Origin of the sequence: Nocardia asteroides, assembly GCF_021183625.1 — a bacterium.
Classification (GTDB): Bacteria; Actinomycetota; Actinomycetes; order Mycobacteriales; family Mycobacteriaceae; genus Nocardia; species Nocardia asteroides_A.
The window spans coordinates 2,251,396-2,270,132 of the sequence record NZ_CP089214.1; the positions used below are offsets into that span (position 1 = coordinate 2,251,396).

The 18,737-nt window shown below is 68.3% G+C and carries 18 protein-coding genes and 2 tRNA genes; 5 read left to right on the forward strand and 15 right to left on the reverse strand.

What is annotated here, in order from left to right:
* The first annotated feature begins 17 nt into the window (after positions 1-17).
* The gene (locus LTT61_RS10885) at positions 18-518 is read left to right on the forward strand and encodes a pyridoxamine 5'-phosphate oxidase family protein (protein ID WP_233019813.1); all 501 of its coding nucleotides are present in this window, start codon (positions 18-20) and stop codon (positions 516-518) included.
* Between the two features lie 53 nt (positions 519-571).
* Here the strand turns inward: LTT61_RS10885 and LTT61_RS10890 are convergent.
* The 4 genes from LTT61_RS10890 to LTT61_RS10905 all read right to left on the reverse strand — a co-directional run bounded on the left by LTT61_RS10890 (position 572) and on the right by LTT61_RS10905 (position 3,195).
* Positions 572-644 (reverse strand) — tRNA-Glu (locus LTT61_RS10890).
* A 106-nt stretch (positions 645-750) separates the two neighbouring features.
* Positions 751-822: transfer RNA gene (locus LTT61_RS10895), tRNA-Gln, on the reverse strand.
* A gap of 117 nt (positions 823-939) precedes the next feature.
* On the reverse strand, positions 940-2,412 hold the full coding sequence (gene gltX / locus LTT61_RS10900) for a glutamate--tRNA ligase (protein WP_233019814.1): 1,473 nt from the start codon (positions 2,410-2,412) through the stop codon (positions 940-942).
* A 9-nt stretch (positions 2,413-2,421) separates the two neighbouring features.
* Positions 2,422-3,195 carry a fumarylacetoacetate hydrolase family protein gene (locus LTT61_RS10905; RefSeq protein WP_233019815.1) on the reverse strand — a complete coding sequence of 258 codons (774 nt, stop codon included), beginning with the start codon at positions 3,193-3,195 and terminating at the stop codon, positions 2,422-2,424.
* Positions 3,196-3,330: 135 nt separating this feature from the next.
* Between LTT61_RS10905 and LTT61_RS10910 the strand changes: the two genes are divergently transcribed.
* Entirely contained in the window at positions 3,331-4,536 is a 1,206-nt protein-coding gene (locus LTT61_RS10910; protein ID WP_233019816.1) for an MFS transporter, read from the forward strand.
* A gap of 48 nt (positions 4,537-4,584) precedes the next feature.
* Here the strand turns inward: LTT61_RS10910 and LTT61_RS10915 are convergent, their stop codons facing one another.
* The 6 genes from LTT61_RS10915 to LTT61_RS10940 form a co-directional block, all read right to left on the reverse strand.
* Entirely contained in the window at positions 4,585-5,592 is a 1,008-nt protein-coding gene (locus LTT61_RS10915; protein ID WP_233019817.1) for a 3-isopropylmalate dehydrogenase, read from the reverse strand.
* Between the two features lie 26 nt (positions 5,593-5,618).
* Positions 5,619-7,217 (reverse strand): phosphoglycerate dehydrogenase, encoded by a 1,599-nt coding sequence (gene serA / locus LTT61_RS10920; protein WP_233019818.1) that lies wholly within the window; start codon positions 7,215-7,217, stop codon positions 5,619-5,621.
* A gap of 164 nt (positions 7,218-7,381) precedes the next feature.
* Complete coding sequence (locus LTT61_RS10925) at positions 7,382-7,588, reverse strand: cold-shock protein (protein WP_233019819.1); 207 nt, start codon at positions 7,586-7,588, stop codon at positions 7,382-7,384.
* A gap of 322 nt (positions 7,589-7,910) precedes the next feature.
* On the reverse strand, positions 7,911-8,651 hold the full coding sequence (locus LTT61_RS10930; RefSeq protein ID WP_233019820.1) for an HNH endonuclease: 741 nt from the start codon (positions 8,649-8,651) through the stop codon (positions 7,911-7,913).
* A 16-nt stretch (positions 8,652-8,667) separates the two neighbouring features.
* On the reverse strand, positions 8,668-9,369 hold the full coding sequence (locus LTT61_RS10935) for an NgoMIV family type II restriction endonuclease (protein WP_233019821.1): 702 nt from the start codon (positions 9,367-9,369) through the stop codon (positions 8,668-8,670).
* Positions 9,370-9,492: 123 nt separating this feature from the next.
* The gene (locus LTT61_RS10940) at positions 9,493-9,981 is read right to left on the reverse strand and encodes a very short patch repair endonuclease (RefSeq protein WP_269821871.1); all 489 of its coding nucleotides are present in this window, start codon (positions 9,979-9,981) and stop codon (positions 9,493-9,495) included.
* Between the two features lie 80 nt (positions 9,982-10,061).
* On the opposite strand from LTT61_RS10940, the gene LTT61_RS10945 reads away from it, so the two are divergent.
* Positions 10,062-11,390, forward strand: a complete 1,329-nt coding sequence (locus LTT61_RS10945; RefSeq protein ID WP_233019822.1) for a DNA cytosine methyltransferase — start codon at positions 10,062-10,064, stop codon at positions 11,388-11,390.
* Positions 11,391-11,483: 93 nt separating this feature from the next.
* Positions 11,484-12,419, forward strand: coding sequence for a NaeI family type II restriction endonuclease (locus LTT61_RS10950; RefSeq protein WP_233019823.1), 936 nt, complete (start codon positions 11,484-11,486; stop codon positions 12,417-12,419).
* 50 nt (positions 12,420-12,469) lie between these two features.
* Here the strand turns inward: LTT61_RS10950 and LTT61_RS10955 are convergent, their stop codons facing one another.
* Together LTT61_RS10955 and LTT61_RS10960 are read right to left on the reverse strand one after the other, a co-directional pair.
* Positions 12,470-12,946: a Uma2 family endonuclease gene (locus LTT61_RS10955; RefSeq protein ID WP_233019824.1), complete on the reverse strand. Its 477-nt coding sequence runs from the start codon at positions 12,944-12,946 to the stop codon at positions 12,470-12,472.
* Between the two features lie 25 nt (positions 12,947-12,971).
* Positions 12,972-14,372, reverse strand: a complete 1,401-nt coding sequence (locus LTT61_RS10960) for a DUF2252 domain-containing protein (RefSeq protein WP_233019825.1) — start codon at positions 14,370-14,372, stop codon at positions 12,972-12,974.
* A 229-nt stretch (positions 14,373-14,601) separates the two neighbouring features.
* On the opposite strand from LTT61_RS10960, the gene LTT61_RS10965 reads away from it, so the two are divergent.
* Positions 14,602-14,955, forward strand: coding sequence for a hypothetical protein (locus LTT61_RS10965; RefSeq protein ID WP_233019826.1), 354 nt, complete (start codon positions 14,602-14,604; stop codon positions 14,953-14,955).
* Positions 14,956-15,042: 87 nt separating this feature from the next.
* Here LTT61_RS10965 and ilvC read toward each other — a convergent pair whose 3' ends face one another.
* The 3 genes from ilvC to LTT61_RS10980 are packed head-to-tail and all read right to left on the reverse strand — an operon-like array spanning position 15,043 to position 18,540.
* Positions 15,043-16,056: a ketol-acid reductoisomerase gene (gene ilvC, locus LTT61_RS10970; RefSeq protein ID WP_233019827.1), complete on the reverse strand. Its 1,014-nt coding sequence runs from the start codon at positions 16,054-16,056 to the stop codon at positions 15,043-15,045.
* 58 nt (positions 16,057-16,114) lie between these two features.
* Complete coding sequence (gene ilvN / locus LTT61_RS10975; protein WP_233019828.1) at positions 16,115-16,618, reverse strand: acetolactate synthase small subunit; 504 nt, start codon at positions 16,616-16,618, stop codon at positions 16,115-16,117.
* Entirely contained in the window at positions 16,615-18,540 is a 1,926-nt protein-coding gene (locus LTT61_RS10980) for an acetolactate synthase large subunit (RefSeq protein WP_233019829.1), read from the reverse strand. The genes ilvN and LTT61_RS10980 overlap by 4 nt, the downstream gene beginning before the upstream one ends.
* Positions 18,541-18,737 lie beyond the last annotated feature (197 nt).

An 18,737-nucleotide genomic window follows, 5' to 3' on the forward strand; every position in this document is an offset into this window, starting at 1 on the left:
CGTTCTAGAGTGGCGGCATGGGAGTCAACCAACGCACGCAGATCGTGATGGCCGAGGCCGAGATCACCCGCTTCCTGGAGACCAGCCGGGTCGCCACCTTCGCCACGCTGGGCAGGGAGGGGGTGCCGCACCTGACCGCGATGTGGTACGCCCTGCTCGACGGCGAGGTGTGGTTCGAGACCAAGGCGAAGTCGCAGAAGGCGGTGAATCTGCGCCGCGATCCGCGGGTGACCTGCCTGGTCGAGGCCGGCGACACCTACGACCAGCTGCGCGGGGTGTCGATCGAGGGGCGCGCCGAGGTGGTGGACGACCCGGAGCGGCTCTTCGCGGTGGGGGTGAGCGTCTGGGAGCGCTACACCGGACCGTACACCGAGGAGCTCCGGCCGCTGGTCGAGCAGATGCTGCACAAGCGGATCGCGGTGCGGGTGGTGCCGGAGCGGGTGCGCTCCTGGGATCACCGCAAGCTGGGGATGCCCGCGATGCCGCTGGGCGGGAGCACGCTCGGCGAGCCCTCCTGACTGACGAAAAGCGCGAGGCCCCCGATCCGAGTGGATCGGGGGCCTCGCGGTTGTAGCCCCGACGGGATTCGAACCCGCGCTACCGCCTTGAGAGGGCGGCGTCCTAGGCCGCTAGACGACGGGGCCAGGACTTACTTGTGCTTCCCTTGTGGGAGGCGGTTGCCAGCTTAGCTGGCGGGAGCCCGGCGACCAAATCGCCGGGGTCCGAACGCTTTCGGCGATCGGCTCTCCGCTGGGGTACCAGGACTCGAACCTAGAATGGCTGAACCAGAATCAGCTGTGTTGCCAATTACACCATACCCCAATGACCAGGCGACCCCGACCTCGCTTCCGGCTGAATGCGAGGGGGCGTTTTCCGGCCGGGAAGAAGAGTACCAAAGGGGCCGGGGTAAACTACAAATCGCCTGGTCAGACCCCTGTTTCAGCCCTCGGGGCGCCACTGGAGCGCGGCGTTCAGCCTGGCCAGCGAGAGTTCCCGCCCGAGCAGCTCCATCGACTCGTACAGCGGCGGGCTGATGTGCGACCCGGTGATCGCCACCCGCACCGGCGCGAATGCCTTCCTCGGTTTCAACTCCAGTTTCTCGATCAATGCGACGCGCAGCGCCTCCTCGATCGCGGCGGTGGTCCATTCCGGCAGCGCTTCGAGTGCGCCGAGCGTGGCCCGCAGTACCGGCTCGGCGGCTTCGCCGAGATTCTTCGACCCGGCCGCGGGGTCGATCGAGAACTCGCCGACGGGGGCGAACAGGAATCGCAGCAGCCCCCACGCGTCATCCAGAACCACGATCCGGGTCTGGACCAACTCGGCGGCCGCGGCGAAGACCTTCTCGTCGATTTCCGCGCCGATCCGGCCCTGCCCGGTCAGGAACTCCCGGAGCCTGCGGGCGAAATCTCCGGCCTCCAGCAAACGGATGTGTTCCGCGTTGATCGCGTCGGCCTTCTTCTGGTCGAAACGGGCCGGGTTGGAATTCACCGAGGAAATGTCGAACGCCTCGACCATCTCCGTCATGGAGAACACGTCGCGGTCGTCGGCGAGGCCCCAACCGAGCAGCGCGAGGTAATTCAGCAAACCTTCGGGAACAAAGCCGCGATCGCGATGGGCGAACAGGTTGGACTCCGGATCCCGCTTCGACAACTTCTTGTTGCCCGGCCCCATGACGAAGGGCAGGTGACCGAACTCGGGGGTGAACTCGGCGACCCCGATCCGGCGCAGCGCGGCATAGAGCGCGAGCTGCCGCGGGGTCGACGAGAGCAGGTCCTCGCCGCGCAGCACGTGGGTGATCCGCATGAGCGCGTCGTCGACCGGGTTGACCAGCGTGTACAGCGGATCCCCCGACCCGCGGGTGAGCGCGAAATCGGGCACCGTCCCGGCCTTGAAGACGGTCTCCCCGCGCACCAGGTCGTGCCAGCCGAGGTCCTCGTCCGGCATCCGCAGCCGCACCACCGCGGGCCGCCCCTCGGCCTTGTACGCCGCGATCCGCTCGGCCGTCAGCTCCCGGTCGAAGTTGTCGTAGCCGAGCTTCGGATCGCGTCCCGCGGCGCGGTGCCGAGCCTCGACTTCGTCCGGCGTGGAGAAGGATTCGTACGCCTCACCGGCCGCCAGCAACCTCTGCACGACGTCCAGATGCTGCCCCCGGCGCAGGGATTGGCGGTACGGCTCGTAGGGCCCGCCGACCTCCGGGCCCTCGTCCCAGGTGAGGCCGAGCCAGCGCAGCGCGTCCAGGATCGCGGCGTACGACTCCTCGGTGTCGCGGGCCGCGTCGGTGTCCTCGATCCGGAAGACGAAGGTGCCGCCGTGGTGCCGGGCGAACGCCCAGTTGAACAGCGCGGTGCGCACCAACCCCACGTGCGGGGTCCCGGTGGGCGACGGGCAGAAGCGGACCCGAACTTCGGTCATGGCTCTCTTTCAGCGTTTCGTGGCAACGGGATTGGTCAGCGTACCTATTCCCTCGACGGTCACGGAGACGTTCTGGCCCGCCTGCACCGGGCCGACGCCCTCGGGGGTGCCGGTCAGCAGCACGTCGCCGGGGAGCAGCGTCATCACCGTACTGACGAACTCGATCAACGTCGGAATGTCGTGCAGCAGCAGGGATGTCCGGCTGCGCTGGCGCACCTCGCCGTCGAGCTCGGTGGTGATCTCCAGATCGCCCGGGTCCAGCTCGGTCTCGATCCACGGCCCGAGCGGGCAGAAGGTGTCGTACCCCTTGCCCCTGGTCCACTGCCCGTCCGACTGCTGCTGGTCGCGCGCCGTGACGTCGTTCGCGACGGTGTAGCCGAGGATGACGTCGCGCGCCTTCGCGGCGGGCACGTCCTTGCACGGGCGGCCGATCACCACCGCCAGCTCGCCCTCGTAGTCGACCCGGGAAGAGCTGGGCGGCAGGATGATCGGGGCGTTCGGGCCGACGATGGCGGTGTTCGGCTTGAGGAAGATGACCGGCGATTCCGGTGCCTCGCCGCCCATCTCCGCGGCGTGCGCGGCGTAGTTCTTGCCCACGCACACCACCTTGCTCGCCAGGATCGGCGCGAGCAGCCGCACGTCGGCCACCGGCCAGCTCCGGCCGGTGTAGGTAGGGCTGCCGAACGGATGCTCGGCGATCTCCCGCGCGACACTCTCGGATCCCTCGCCCTCGATACGGGCGAAGGCGACTCCGTCGGGACTGGCTACTCGACCTAGGCGCATGGCCGCAGTCTATCGACCCGGTGCCACCTGCTCGAACACACCCGACCGAGCGGTCCGCTCCGATCCGGTGTACCGTGACCTCAATGTTCATTTGGTGAGATGACTATCCCAAATTGTGGGAATGCGAGGTGGCTCATGGTGGCGACGACGGCGGCCGTCGGCGAACGGCGGCGCTGGGCCATGCTCGGGCTCGGGGTGTTCGCGCAGGCCGCGAGCGCGGTCTTCATCCACGGCGTGCCGTTCCTGCTCCCCGCGCTCACCGACGGCGGGATGGCGCTGCCCACCGCGGGGCTGCTGGTCGCCATGCCCACCGTCGGGCTGGTCTGCACGCTGATCGCCTGGGGCTGGGTGGTGGACCGGATCGGCGAGCGCAAGGTGCTCGTGGCCGGGCCGCTGATCACCGCCGTCGCGGGCGGCGCGGCCGCGTTCACCGCGCACCCGATCGCGCTCGGCGCCTTGCTCTTTCTCGGCGGTGCGGGGGCCGCCAGCACCAACGGCGCGAGCGGGCGGGTGATCGTCGGCTGGTTCCCGCCGCACCGGCGCGGGCTCGCCATGGGCATCAGGCAGACCGCGCAGCCGCTCGGGGTCGGGATCGGCGCGCTCGCGATCCCCGCGGTGGCCGCGCAGCACGGGGTGCCCGCCGCGGTGCTCGTCCCGGCGGTCATGGCGTTGCTGGCGGCGGCGGCGTGTGCGGCCGGGATCATCGATCCGCCGCGGCCGCAGCGCTCGGAGGCCGATCCGGGGCTGCTCGCCAACCCCTACCGGGGCGACGGCACGCTGTGGCGGGTGCACCTCGTCTCGGTGCTGCTGGTGGTGCCGCAGGGCACGCTGTGGACCTTCGCGCTGCTCTGGCTGCACCGGGACGCGGGCTGGTCGCTGGCCGCGGCCGGGCTCCTGGTGACCGGCACCCAGGTGCTCGGCGCGATCGGCCGGATCGGCGCGGGCGCCTGGTCCGATCGGGTCGGCAGCAGGCTCGGCCCGCTGCGCACGGTGGCGATCGCGGCGGTCGCCTCGATGGCCGCGCTGGCGCTGGCCGCCTGGACCGAGTGGTGGTGGGTGGCGATCCCGCTGCTGGTGGTGGCGTCGGTGATCACGGTGTCGGACAACGGGTTGGCCTTCACCGCGGTCGCCGAGATCGCCGGGCCGTACTGGAGCGGGCGCGGGCTCGGCGTGCAGAACACCGGCCAGAACCTGGCCATGGCGGCGGTGCCGCCGGTCTTCGGCGCCGTCATCGACGCCGCCGGCTTCCCCGCGGTCTTCATCGCCGCCGCGGTGATCGCCACGGTGGCGGTCCCCCTGGTCCCGCGGGACCGTCAGCACGCGGTCGGCGCGAACCGCTGAAACAGCTGTGCCCCACCCGAACCCGGGTGGGGCACAGGCCATCGAAGCCTAGACCGCCGCGGCGATCCGATCCCCGACCTCGACGGTCGAGGCCGAACCGGAGCGCCCGGCCAGATCCTTCGCCACCGCGCTCTCGATCCGCCCCGCCTGCTCGGTGTGCCCGAGGTGGTTGAGCAGCAGCGCCACCGAGAGAATCGCGGCGGTCGGATCCGCCTTCGACTGCCCGGCGATATCCGGTGCGCTCCCGTGCACCGGCTCGAACATGCTCGGGTTGGCCCCGGAGGCGTCGATGTTGCCGCTCGCCGCCAGCCCGATCCCGCCGCTCACCGCGGCCGCCAGGTCGGTGATGATGTCGCCGAACAGGTTGTCGGTGACGATCACGTCGAAGCGGCCCGGGTCGTTCACCATGTGGATGGTGGCGGCATCGATGTGCTGGTACGCCGTGGCGACGTCCGGGAACTCGGCCCCCACCTCGGCCACCGTGCGCTGCCAGAGCGACCCGGCGAAGGTGAGCACATTGGTCTTGTGCACCAGCGTGAGGTGTTTGCGCCGCGCCCGCGCCTTCGCGTAGGCGTAGCGCACCACGCGCTCGATGCCGAAGCGGGTGTTGGTGCTCACCTCGGTGGCGACCTCGTGCGGGGTCGCCACCCGGATGGCGCCGCCGGTGCCGGTGTACGGCCCCTCGGTGCCCTCGCGCACCACGACGAAGTCGATATCCGGCGACCCGGCCAGCGGGCTGGAGACCCCCGGGTACAGCTTCGACGGCCGCAGGTTCACGTGGTGGTCGAGCGCGAACCGGGTGCGCAGCAGCAGCCCGCGCTCCAGGATCCCGCTCGGCACCGACGGGTCGCCGATCGCGCCGAGCAGGATGGCGTCGTGCTGCTTCAGCTCCGGCAGCACCGAGTCCGGCAGGATCTCGCCGGTCGCGTGGTACCGCTTGGCGCCCAGGTCGTACTCGGTGCGCTCGACGCCGGGCAGCACCGTGTCCAGCACCTTGAGCGCCTCGGCGACGACCTCGGGGCCGATTCCGTCACCGGGGATGACAGCAAGCTTCATGGTTGCTCCGTTGTTTTCCGGGCCGCTCAGGACAGGTCGATCTGCGCGATCTTGGTGGCCCCGACGGCCTCCGCGATGGCGCCCTCCACGTCGGCGGGGACCTCCTGGCCGACCCGGAGGATCACCGTCGCGCCGTCCTTGTCCGCGTCCTGGGTGAGCTGCGCGGCCAGGATGTCGACCCCGGCCTCGCCCAGTTTGGTGCCGATCTTGCCGAGCGCGCCCGGCTGGTCGTCGTAGTTCAGGATGGCCAGGTTCAGCCCCTCGGCGCGCAGGTCGTAGTTGCGCCCGTTGATGTTGACGATCTTCTGCACCTGCTGCGGCTCGGTCAGCGTGCCCGCGACGTTGAGCGTGCGGCCGTCGCCGAACACCGCGCGCAGGTCGACCAGGCTGCGGTGGCTCGGGCTCTCCGACACCGTGGTCACCTCGGCGCTGATCCCGCGGTCCTGCGCCAGCGCGGGCGCGTTCACGAAGGTCACCTGGTCCTCGATGAGCGCGGAGAAGATGCCGCGCAGCGCCGCGAGCTTCAGTACCGCGACCTCCTGGGCGGCCAGCTCGCCGCGCACCTGGACCTCGAGGCTCACCGGCAGCTCGTCGGAGAGCCCGCCGAGCAGGGCGCCCTGCTTGCGCACGATCTCCAGCCACGGCGCGACCTCGTCGGCCACCGCGCCGCCGGTGACGTTCACCGCGCCGGGCACGAACTCGCCCGCCAGCGCCAGCAGCACCGACTTGGCGACATCGGTGCCCGCCCGGTCCTGCGCCTCGGTGGTGGAGGCGCCCAGGTGCGGGGTCACCACGACCTGCGGCAGCTCGAAGAGCGGGCTGTCGGTGCACGGCTCGGTCTCGAAGACGTCGAGCCCAGCCGCGCGCACGTGCCCGGAGGTGATGGCCTCGGCCAGCGCGACCTCGTCGACGAGCCCGCCGCGCGCCGCGTTCACGATGATCACGCCCGGCTTGGTCCTTGCGATGGCCTCGCGGCCGATGATGCCCTTGGTCTCCGGGGTCTTCGGCAGGTGCACCGAGATCAGGTCGGCCCGCTCCAGCAGCTCGTCCAGGGGCAGCAGCTCGATGCCGAGCTGCGCCGCCTTGGCCGGCGACACGTAGGGGTCGTAGGCGACGATCTTCGTCTCGAACGCGGCGAGGCGAGCGGCGAAGAGCTGGCCGATCCGGCCCAGCCCGACCACGCCGACCGTCTTGCCGAAGATCTCCACGCCGTTGAACTTGCTGCGCTTCCAGGTGTGCTCGCGCAGCGTCGCATCGGCCTGCGGGACCTGGCGGGCGGCGGCGAGCAGCAGGGTGACGGCGTGCTCGGCCGCGGTGTGGATGTTCGAGGTGGGCGCGTTCACCACCAGCACGCCACGCTCGGTGGCGGCCGGAACCTCCACATTGTCCAGCCCGACCCCGGCCCTGGCCACGATCTTCAGCCGCTTGCCCGCATCCAGCACCTCGGCGTCGACGGTGGTGGCGGAGCGCACCAGCAGCGCGTCGGCCTCCGGCACCGCGGCCAGCAGGGCCGGACGGTCCGGGCCGTCCACCCAGCGGACCTCGACACCGTCACCGAGCGCGTCGACGGTCGACTGGGCGAGCTTGTCGGCGATCAGGACAACAGGACGGCCAGCTTGGCTCACGGTGGGTTACTCCTGGGGAAGGGGGTTGGTTGCCACCGAGCAGCTTAATAGCCCAGGACAGCGCGATGGACGCCCCCCTCGGCCGCCGCCGCCCGCGGTGTGGCCGAAACACACCTCGGGCCCCGCACCTGTCCAGGTGCGGGGCCCGAGAGAGACCTGAGGGATCAGGGAACGAGACGCACGTCCTGCGCCTGCGGACCCTTCTGACCCTGCCCGATCTCGAACTCCACCCGCTGACCCTCATCGAGGGAGCGGAAGCCGCTGCCGCTCACAGCCGAGTAATGCACGAAGACGTCGGGGCCCCCGCCGTCCTGCGCGATGAAGCCGAAGCCCTTCTCGCTGTTGAACCACTTCACAATGCCTTGAGCCATTTCATTTCTTTCCTGTAGACGAGCCGGGAAACTTCTGTTGCAACTCCCGGTCTCGCCGTCCAGCTTGCCAGGTGTGGGGGGATTCCTCCACCTGGAAGAGGTGGGGGAAGTGTGAGGTAAATGACGTGGCGGAGGGTGATTTCCCGTGCATGACCGGGGCTTCTGCCGGACTCGCGTGATGTGAAGCTGGCTGTCCAGGTCATCAATCTTAAGTAACTCCCAGGATCGGACGCCAAGTGCAGCGAGTTGTTCGGACACGATGTCCGGAGCAATAGCGAAGCCCGGCCGCCGCCGGAGCATCCGAGCCCGGAACCTGCGCCCCTCAGGTAGGACCGTCGTCTCTGCCGAGGATCGCCCGCAGCTCGTCCGGGCGCAGCCACACCGCTCGACGGTGGATCATCCGATGGCAGTTCGCGCACAGGAGAATCAGGTCGGACGGCTTTGTCTTGGTCTCCCCTGAGGCGTGCAGCGGCACGATGTGGTGGCACTCGATGTAGCCGCTGCCGTGCTCTCCGTAGCTCTCGGCGAAATTGAACTCGCAGACTTCACAGGCCAACGGTCGACCCGCGCGGAGAACGGCCGCAATCTTCGCGTCACGAATACCCTGGTTCCGCTCGCGCCGGTAATGCCGGGCAGCGAGCAGGCGCCCCTCCTTGACTTCGACGGAATCAGGGAATGCGATATCGACAGTGAAACCCAGTTCTTTCAACTTGCCGGGGCCGCCTCGTACCAGCTTCCGGATCTCTTCCGCGGCCCGCTGCATCGTCTCCGGGGCCGCCAGGAAATCGTTCAGCACTTCCTGGTCCAGCGACGACCCGCGCGTCTGCTTCCCGACATAGCCGGGATGCCGGGTCGCGATGTCGGTGGTCTTCCGCGAGACGCTTCCGGCACTCCGGAATCTAGGATCACCGGTCAGTTCTTCGTGCAGCGGAAGCTGGCGCAGATGCTCCGACAGCGCCGCCACTCTGCGGTCGTGCTCACGCAGCTCGCGCCAACCGTTGGCACGCACGAGATCGCACGCAAGGATCAACTCGTCCCGGGTCCACTTCGGGTAGGCCACCACGATGCCAGCCTAACGATCACCAGAAAGCCAGAGTCTCTGCCAGGGACGAGTAGTCGAGCACTCGCCCCTGTCCCGTGATCTCCGCCCAGGCGTCCTTCTGTTCCGAGGTCCCCGCCTCCGCCACGGCAGCCTCCATCTCCCGGTAGGCAATGTGGTAGGTGGCATCGACTTCTCCGGTACCGCGGGCGATCGAAGCCAGCCGAGTCGGCAGCGGTTCCGCCGTCACGGTCACCAGGTGCGGAAGCCTCCCGCGCCGGTGCCGGATCATGATGCTGTTCTCGTGCCGGATGTTCTGGACCCGATCCGATCGAATGGTCCACTTGCAGGAAATTGCGGCGTGCAGGCGTAGATCCACGGACTCCGGGCCAGCTCGCAGCCCGACGAGGACATCAGGCTTGATCAAGTAATCGGTTCCGAGCGTGACCCGGAGATTCGGATCCTTCGCAATGACTTTGTTCAGCTCGTCCAAGTGCCTGTACTGGGCGTACTCGATGATCCTGGCGCCGCGCCGAACCTCCCACGCGCGCAGCGGGCTCAACCTCGGCAGTTCGTTCGCCGCGTCCGCCGCTACCTGCACCTCCAGCAACTGACCTGGATTGCCGGGAGGTGGAGGGTCGCTTTTGCCCGTCCGATTCGGGTTCTGCTGGCCGAGGTGATCCAGGACCAGGGCCGCGATGCGCAGGCTGGTCCCATTGTCGACGTCTGCGCTGTTGGGCACCCAGCGCCACCCCAGTGCATGTGTGCCCCTACTGCCCCGCCAACCGAGCAGATCTGTCCCGAAAGTTGTCCCCATGCGGACATTGAACCGCACGGAGCGTCCGTCGCTTCGATCCGGAGCTCATCACCTAGGATCGCTCACATGTTCGGATCCGCCCTCGAGAACGCCGACAACGGTGGCAACAGCGTCGGGCAGGGGTTCGTGCTCCCAGATGCGGACAACCCGCCAGCCTGCCGCGCGAAGCGCACCGCTGACGCGCTGGTCCCGGTCGATGTTCCGCTGCAGTTTGGGGCTCCAGTACCACTCGTTGGTAGTCGGCCGGCGGCCGTGCACCGGGCATGCGTGCCAGAAGCAGCCGTCGACGAAGACAGCCAGCTTGCGGGCGGTGAAAACGATGTCCGGACGGACCTTGACCTCGCCGAGGTCGAGCCTGAGGTCCTTGCGGTACCGGTAGCCGAGGTGATGCAGCGCCTTGCGCAGCGCAATCTCGGGTTTCGTGTCGGTGCGGCGGTTCGCCTGCATGTTTCGCGAACGCCCGGCGCTCAGGGGCGCCGGGAAGGTCCCTCGTTCGTGCGCTCTCGCGCGTGCCGCTGCACGTTTGGCGTCGGTCATACCGTCCTGGTTTCAGCCCGGGAATTCTCGCCGGGAAAGATACCCTCCGGCGTTCCCTCCTCCTTCCGAAAGGTCCGTCCGTGAGCGAGCTCAGCGTCGTCGAAATCTGCGCCGGAGCCGGCGGCCAGGCACTCGGACTGGAGCGCGCCGGATTCGAGCACGAACTCGCGATCGAACTCGATCCGATGGCCGCGGCGACGATGCAGCTGAACCGCCCGCACTGGAAAGTCGCGGTCGGCGACGTCGCAGATCGCAACGTTTTCGATCCCGCCCTGTATGCACCTCACAATCGTCCCGGAGGCCGGCCGATCGATCTGCTGGCCGGTGGTGTCCCGTGCCCGCCGTTCTCGATCGCGGGCAAACAACTCGGTGCGGACGACGAACGCGATCTCTTCGCATGGGCGGTCGAGCAGGTTGCGGTGATCCAGCCCCGTGCCCTCCTGCTGGAAAATGTGCGCGGGCTCAGCATGCCCCGGTTCGCCGGCTACCGGCAGCACATCCTCGATCGTCTGCAGGAGTTCGGCTATTCCGCCGAATGGCGGCTGATCCAAGCCTCGGATTACGGCGTCCCCCAACTGCGGCCGCGCTTCGTCCTGGTGGCGATGGCACCGGATGAATTCCGCTACTTCCGCTGGCCCGACAAGCAGGGCGAGCCGCCTACCGTCGGCGAAGCACTGGGCAAGCTGATGGCGGAGCGCGGCTGGAAGGAGGCGAAGAAGTGGGCGAAAGGCGCCGACGCTATCGCCCCGACGATTGTCGGCGGTTCCAAGAAGCATGGTGGAGCCGACCTGGGACCGACGCGGGCGAAGCGCGCCTGGGCCGAACTGGGAGTCGACGCCTACGGCGTACACGACACGGCGCCACCGTACGAGAAGCGCCCGATGACCGAGTACGGCCCCAAGCTCACCGTCGAGATGGTCGCCCGGCTGCAAGGCTGGCTCTTCGTGCGCAATGACGAGCACGCCGCGCAGCTCGCCGAACAGCGACCGGAAGGGCACGAGTTCGCATGGCGGTTCGCCGGCGGCAAGACGGCGCAGTATCGGCAGATCGGCAATGCTTTCCCGCCGCCCGTTGCACGCGCCCTCGGACTCGCCATCGCAACCGCGCTGCGGTGTGAAGGCAAGGCTGTCGAGCGCGAAGACATCAGCTTCACCGACCCGATCTACCGGGTGCTTCGAGAGCAGGACAGCTACCTCACGGCCGAGCAGATCGCCGATCGAGCTGGGCTGACAGCCGAGGCACCCGAGATCGAACGTCGTATCAGTGTGCTCAGCAAAGATTTCGAGATCCTGATGGAACAGCACAGCGCAGGAGTGACGTACAAGCTGGGCGCCTTCCGCGCTTTTACAGGACAGGAAGACCATGCGCGGCACGAGTTTTACCGGAAGAACCTTTCCCGAGTGAGCTGACTGCTCGAGGCACCGCTGCCCGGAGTCGTACCAGGAGCCACCCGGTCACCGGCGGCGTCGGCGTCAGTTGTCGCGCCCGTGTACGTTGTCCGGGTGCCACCGCGTGATCGTCATCCGCTCGTGCAGCCGGGCAACATCTGTGTCAGCGACGCTAACGGAGCTCTCGAGCATGTCGTCCAGCACCCAGCAGAGGACGAAGAACTGCAGCGGGTCCTCAGCTGGCTGCAAGAACGGCCGCTCGAGCAACTTTTCACCACTGCAGTGGATCAGGCTGTTCAGTACGTACTCGACGGTGCCCGAACCTGGCGGTTCGATCTCAACTCGACCGAAGTGGACAGTGACGAGCGAGCGAGCGTCGGGACCAAGCTGCAGTACCACGTCATTGCAGCACTGGGTCTGATAAAAGAGAAGCCCCTCGACACCACAATCGCTGACATCGCGGTCGAATTGAAAGGTACTGTCCGTACCAACTGGATGATTCCTCGCGAGGGGCAGTGCCAGATCTGCATGCTTTTCCAAGTCGATGCTGCGAACGATCGGCACCGCGCCTTCCTGATGCGCACACACCGGGTCTGGCTCAACCGTGGCAATCAGGACATGAAGCGCTCGATACGTCAAGATGCACTGAACACCTACGCAGTGCCTCTCCTGGATTGGACTCCGCTACCGCGCAATCCGCTGAAGATGCTCACAGCTGAGCAGCACGCCGTTGTTTTCGATCTGCACAAGGGCCAGGCAACGCGGCTCACAGCGTTATTCGGCTTCCTGCCCGACGTGGTCATCCCACGCATATCGATTCTGACTGTCTGCGCCAACAAGCAAGACCCCATGCGCCGTACTCGCCAGATCAAGGCAAAGGTCCGTGCTGAACACGGACTGGAGTTGCTCTGCGGGACGTGGCAGGCCGATCGCGACGCCGCCGCAGCGTGGGGGTTCCTGCTTCCGGATGAGTCCTGGGTTGCGCTCCGGAGTCCAGAGGCACCCGGCGATGACGCTGCGGCAGCCCCCGTCAGTGACGTTCTCTTCTGATCGTACGCACGCCTGTGTTCGGCGATCGATTTCGAGTGAGCGATTCTCCCTCAGACATCAGGATCGAGTTCGGACCACGGGATTTCGATGGGGAACGGAAAGGCTGTGCGAATGCCGTCCTCGTCCTCTGCAGTCCACTCTCCCACGACAAGGTAGTTCGCCGGACGGAGCGGGCGGACACCGTGGGGGAGCTGTCCGTGGCCAGTCTCCAGAGCATGGGCGTGAACGGCTGCGACAGCGTTGCCGGTGGAGCTGAGCGTCACCTCCCAGTACCAGGGCGTGCCAGCCCCGGAGTAGCGAGACCTCCCGACCTCCCTGTCGGAATAAACGGACAGTATTTTCCCGGCCATCAGTGTGCCGGCGGGGGAATCCCGCCTGGCGTCGAAGGGACTCGCTTCGCCACGGACCACGTTCCCGTCAGCGACGAAGTGGTATTCGGCTGCGCTCTCGCGGGCACAGCGATTGAGTGCGTTACAAAGCCGGGCGGCGACTTGGTGGTAGACGCCATTAACCTGCGACGTGGTCATTGCACCGATCGTAGGGTGGATCAGTTCACCAACCCTTCTCGGCTGCAACCACCTCACCCGAGGCGATCGCATCCACCAGCCGCTGGTGATCAACGATGGTCTGATCCGCGTACGCCAGTGCGAAACGACCCATCGCTCGGTCGAAGACATCCGAACTGCCGAGGTAGGACCCGATGGCGACGCGGTCACCGGAGCGGGCGTGCGCGCGGGCCAGGGTGCGGCCGCACAACGCGCCGTAGGCGCGGAGGACGCCGGGGGTCATGGTGTCGACGTCCGCCGACCCCTTCATGTCCCGCAACTGCCGCCAGTAGAAGAAGCGCCCCGCCGGACCGGTGCACCATCCCAGGAAGATGTCCGCGGTGGACTGGATGACTCGCTGACCGTGCACCACCCGACGCCCCTGATGCCGATACTGGCTCGGCTCGAGGTGCGCCGCGAGCACCGACTGTTCGGCCTCCTTCACCTGGAGGAACAGCGGATCACCGGTGTCGCGATCGGCCAGTAGGACGATGAAGCAGCGGGTGCCGACGCTGCCCACTCCGACGACTTTGCGCGCCGCGTCGACCACCCGGTACCGGTCGAGCAGAACGCGGCGCTCCTCGGGGAGCGACTCGCGGTAGGCGTGGAAGACGGCAGTCACGGCGTCGGCGTCGATCTGCTCGATGGGGACGAGCAGGGGTGGGCGGTGGCGGATGCGGGGACCGTCCGGCCCGGGCTCGGTGAGTTTGCCGACGGCTTGCAGGGTGGTGCGGGCGCGGGCGGCGTCGAGGGTGTGTTCCATTCGGCGGCGGCGGGCGGGTTTGCGGACGAGGTCGAGGCCGGATTCGGCGTCGGTGCGCTGGTACCAGACCGAGAGCCCGTCCATGGCGGCGTACTCGCGCATGGCGGCGCGGTAGGCGCCGGCGGCGGATTCGGCGCAGCGGACAGCGCAATCGTCATCGAAGCCGTTGGCTCGGGCGGCCACGGCGAGGCCGGCGACCAGGCGTTTGACGTCCCATTCGAAGGGGCCGGGAAGGGTCTCGTCGAAGTCGTTGAGGTCGAAGACGAGGGCGCGCTCGGGGGAGGCGAAGAGGCCGAAGTTGACGGGGTGCGCGTCGCCGCAGAGTTGTACGGTCAGGCCGGTGTGCTCGCTCGCGGCCAGGTCGGCGGCCATGACGGCGGGGGCGCCGCGCAGGAACGGGAACATGCCGCTGACCATGCGGGCGTAGCGGATGGGGACCAGTTCGGGCACGCGGGTGGCGGCCTGCTGCTGGAGGACGGCGATGGGGTCGGGGCGGCCGGGGGGCGGCGACCACTCCCCCAGCGCCGAGCGCGGGACGCGGCGGCGCAGCTCCTTCGCCGCGGCGGCGCCGAGCGGCGCCGAGCGGGCGTTCGGGGTCTGGTCGCCGGAGCCGTCGCGGCCGATGGACACCGCCGAAGTCGTCATCGAGTCAGTGTCCGCCCGACGGGGACGACTCCGCAAGGGTTCGGCAAATAGTGGGCTACCGAAAGTAGTGGCACCCGGAACAAGGCCGACCCGCGGTACCGGGGTATCAGGGTTGTCTCATACGAAGGGATGAAAGTCTCCCCGAAGCGGGGAACACCCCTGGCTTTTGCGCGGCGAGCGGAGCAGGGTTGAGGGGCAATCCTTCCCCGCCGGAGTGAAAGGAACCATCGTGTTCGCCCTATCAACCCCCCGCAAGGCGCTGATCCGCCTGGTCGTCGCAGGCGCGCTCGCCGCGGCGCCGGTGGTCGCGCTCGCCGCGCCCGCCGCCGCCGACCCGGCCTCGGGCCCGATCGTCACCGAGGTCCGCCACGACCGGTACGACCGGCACCAGCGCAACGATCCGTGGCGCGATCCGTTCGCGCGCAACCCCTTCCAGCAGCAGTGCAACTGGTGGAATCCGAACGCTCCCTGGTGGGAGCGGTGCGACTACAACCCCTGGAACAACAACAACCCGTGGAACAACAACCCCTTCCAGCAGCCGTTCAACCGGAACTTCGGGCCGGGCACATTCGGCAGCAGCTGATCCGGCCGGGCCGGCGGCGGGGCTCCGGCACGGACGAAACGACAGGGCCCGGTCGCTGCGGCGACCGGGCCCTGTCCGTGCGAGAAATCAGGCGGTCTCGGTGATCGGCCGGTCGACCCAGCTCATCAGCCCGCGCAGCTTGGCGCCGGTGACCTCGATCGGGTGCTCGGCGTTCTGCTTGCGCAGCCCCTCGAGCTCCTTGTTGCCACCCTCGACATTGGCGACGAGGCGCTTGACGAACGAGCCGTCCTGGATGTCCTTGAGGATGTCCTGCATCCGCTTCTTGGTGTCGGCGTCGATCACCCGCGGGCCGGACACGTAGCCACCGAACTCGGCGGTGTCGGAGACCGAGTAGTTCATCCGCGCGATGCCGCCCTCGTACATGAGGTCGACGATCAGCTTCAGCTCGTGCAGCACCTCGAAGTAGGCCATCTCCGGCGCGTAACCGGCCTCGACCATGACCTCGAAACCGGTCTTGACCAGTTCCTCGGTGCCGCCGCAGAGCACGGCCTGCTCGCCGAAGAGGTCGGTCTCGGTCTCTTCCTTGAACGTGGTCTTGATGACGCCCGCCCGCGCGCCACCGATGGCGGCGGCGTAGGAGAGCGCCAGCGCCTGGCCCTCGCCCTTCGGGTCCTGGTCGACCGCGATGAGCGCGGGAACACCCTTGCCGTCGACGAACTGGCGGCGCACCAGGTGGCCCGGGCCCTTGGGGGCGACCATGGCGACGGTGACGAAGGCCGGGGCCTTGATCAGCCCGAAGTGGATGTTCAGGCCGTGGCCGAAGAACAGCGCGTCGCCGTCCTTCAGGTTCGGCTCGATGTCGTTCGTGAAGATCGACGCCTGGGCGGTGTCGGGGGCGAGCACCATGATGACGTCGGCCCACTCCGACACCTCGGCGGGGGTGCCGACGGTGAGCCCGGCCTCCTCGGCCTTCGGCCGCGACTTCGAGCCCTCGGCGAGCCCGACCCGGACATCGACGCCGGAATCGCGCAGGCTCAGCGAGTGCGCGTGGCCCTGGCTGCCGTACCCGATGACCGCGACCTTCCGGCCCTGGATGATCGAGAGATCGGCGTCGTCGTCGTAGAACAGTTCGACTGCCACTGTGGTTTCGTCCCTTCTGAAACGGTGAGTCCCCGCGCGGCGGGGAACGATTGTTGAACTAGCGGGTCGCGGTGATGGACTTCGGACCGCGGCCGAGCGCGACCACACCGGACTGCACGATCTCGCGGATACCGTACGGCTCGAGCATCCGCAGCAGCGCGTCGAGCTTGGACCTGGTGCCGGTCGCCTCGACGGTCAGCGCGTCCGGCGAGACATCGATGACCTTGGCGCGGAACAGCGTGACCGCCTCGATCACCTGGGTCCGCACGCTGGCATCGGCGCGCACCTTCACCAGGATCAGTTCGCGGGCCACCGAGGCGTCGGGGTCCTGCTCCACGATCTTGATGACGTTCACCAGCTTGTTCAGCTGCTTGGTGACCTGCTCGAGCGGCAGGTCCTCGACGGTGACGACGATCGTCATCCGGGAGATCTCCGGCACCTCGGTGGCGCCGACGGCGAGCGACTCGATATTGAAGCCACGCCGGGAGAACAGGCTCGCGACGCGCGCGAGCACACCCGGCTTGTCCTCCACCAGAACGCTGAGAGTGTGGGTGGTGCTCACTGTTCCTGTCCGTTCTGGCCGTGGGTCAGCGCCTCGTGGATCACGGCGGGCTCGGCGGCCTGCTCGTCCTCGTCGAAGAGCGGGCGGATGTCGTGCGCGAACATGATCTCGTCGTTGCTGGTGCCCGCGGCGACCATCGGCCAGACCTGGGCGTCCTTGCCGACGATGAAATCGATCACCACCGGCCGGTCGGTGATCGACTGCGCCTCGCGGATCGCGGCCTCCACGTCCTCTTCCCGCTCCACCCGGATGCCGTGGCAGCCGAGCGCCTCGGCCAGCTTGACGAAGTCCGGGATGCGGAGGGTGTGCGTGCCGAGGTCGGTGTTGGAGTAGCGCTCCTGGTAGAAGAGCGTTTGCCACTGCCTGACCATGCCGAGGTTGCCGTTGTTGATCAGCGCGACCTTGATCGGCACGCCCTCCACCGCGCAGGTGGCGAGCTCCTGGTTGGTCATCTGGAAGCAGCCGTCGCCGTCGACCGCCCAGACCTCTTTGTCCGGCGCGCCCATCTTGGCGCCCATGGCCGCCGGGACGGCGTAGCCCATGGTGCCGAGGCCACCGGAGTTCAGCCAGGTGCGCGGCTTCTCGTACTTGATGAACTGCGCGGCCCACATCTGGTGCTGGCCGACGCCCGCGCAGTAGATCGCGTCCGGTCCGGCGAGCCTGCCGAGTGCGTCGATGACGAACTCGGGGGAGAGCGAGCCGTCGCTCGGCGGGGTCCAGCCGAGCGGGTAGGAATCGCGGAGCCCGCCCAGGTAGGTCCACCATTCGGCGAGGTCGAGCAGCGGGGTGCGCGCGGCGGCCGGGTCGCCCTTGAGCGTCTCGATCAGCTCGGCGATCACCTCGCGGCAGTCGCCGACGATCGGCACGTCGGCGTGCCGGTTCTTGCCGATCTCGGCCGGGTCGATGTCGGCGTGGATGACCTTGGCGTTCGGCGCGAAGGAGTCGAGCTGGCCGGTGACCCGGTCGTCGAAGCGGGCGCCGAGCACGATCAGCAGGTCCGACTTCTGCAGCGCGGCCACGGCGCCGACGGTGCCGTGCATGCCGGGCATACCCATGTTCAGGGTGTGCGAGTCCGGGAAGGCGCCGCGCGCCATCAGCGTGGTGACCACCGGGATGCCGGTCAGCTCGGCCAGCTCCAGCAGCTTGTCCGAGGCCTCGGCCTTGATCACGCCGCCGCCGACGTAGAGCACCGGGCTCTTGGCCTCCAGGATCATCCTGGCCGCCTCGCGCACCTGCTTGCCGTGCGGCTTGGTGACCGGGCGGTACCCGGGCAGCCGCAGCTCCGGCGGCCAGGTGAAGGTGGTCTGCGCCTGCAGCACGTCCTTCGGGATGTCGACCAGCACCGCGCCGGGGCGGCCGGAGGCGGCCAGGTAGAACGCCTCGGCGAGGATCCGCGGGATGTCGGCGCCGTCGGTGATCAGGAAGTTGTGCTTGGTGATCGGCATGGTGATGCCGGAGATGTCGGCCTCCTGGAAGGCGTCCGTTCCGATCAGCCCGCGGCCGACCTGGCCGGTGATGGCGACGATCGGCACCGAGTCCATCTGGGCGTCGGCGATCGGAGTCACCAGGTTGGTGGCGCCGGGACCGGAGGTCGCCATGCAGACGCCGACCTTGCCGGTGGCCTGCGCGTAGCCGGTGGCCGCGTGGCCCGCGCCCTGCTCATGCCTGACCAGCACGTGCCGCACCCGGGTGGAGTCGAAGAGGGGGTCGTAGACGGGAAGGATCGCACCGCCGGGAATCCCGAATACCGTGTCGACCTCGAGCTCCTCGAGCGACCGCACGACGGACTGCGCGCCGGTGACCCGCTCGGGCGGGAGCTGGCGACGCGTGGCCGCGGTTGCAGTCGCGACGGGTGTCTGCGAAGTGGCCGAAGGCGCAGGCTTGCGGGCCGAGGGCCCGGGCCTGGCGGTAGGTGCGCTCACCGTCTTTCCTCACTGCTTGTGGTCTTGAACCCCGAACACAAAAAAGCCCCCGATCAGCATGGCTGTTCGAGGGTGGCGCGTCGCAACGCGAGCTGTCGTAATCGACTAGGAAGTCGTGCTCAACGCTGGACGCGCCGGCCGAGTACGAGAAGCTCGATTGGATTCACGCGTTCGACGTTAAGCGCGCGTGAACCGTC

Coding starts and splice junctions, on each gene's coding strand:
- LTT61_RS10915 (WP_233019817.1), bottom strand. CDS start 5,592: ATGAAGCTTGCTGTCATCCCCGGTGACGGAATCGGCCCCGAGGTCGTC.
- gltX (WP_233019814.1), bottom strand. CDS start 2,412: ATGACCGAAGTTCGGGTCCGCTTCTGCCCGTCGCCCACCGGGACCCCG.
- LTT61_RS10940 (WP_269821871.1), bottom strand. CDS start 9,981: ATGACCGACGCCAAACGTGCAGCGGCACGCGCGAGAGCGCACGAACGA.
- LTT61_RS10905 (WP_233019815.1), bottom strand. CDS start 3,195: ATGCGCCTAGGTCGAGTAGCCAGTCCCGACGGAGTCGCCTTCGCCCGT.
- LTT61_RS10960 (WP_233019825.1), bottom strand. CDS start 14,372: ATGACGACTTCGGCGGTGTCCATCGGCCGCGACGGCTCCGGCGACCAG.
- LTT61_RS10885 (WP_233019813.1), top strand. CDS start 18: ATGGGAGTCAACCAACGCACGCAGATCGTGATGGCCGAGGCCGAGATC.
- LTT61_RS10955 (WP_233019824.1), bottom strand. CDS start 12,946: ATGACCACGTCGCAGGTTAATGGCGTCTACCACCAAGTCGCCGCCCGG.
- LTT61_RS10925 (WP_233019819.1), bottom strand. CDS start 7,588: ATGGCTCAAGGCATTGTGAAGTGGTTCAACAGCGAGAAGGGCTTCGGC.
- LTT61_RS10910 (WP_233019816.1), top strand. CDS start 3,331: ATGGTGGCGACGACGGCGGCCGTCGGCGAACGGCGGCGCTGGGCCATG.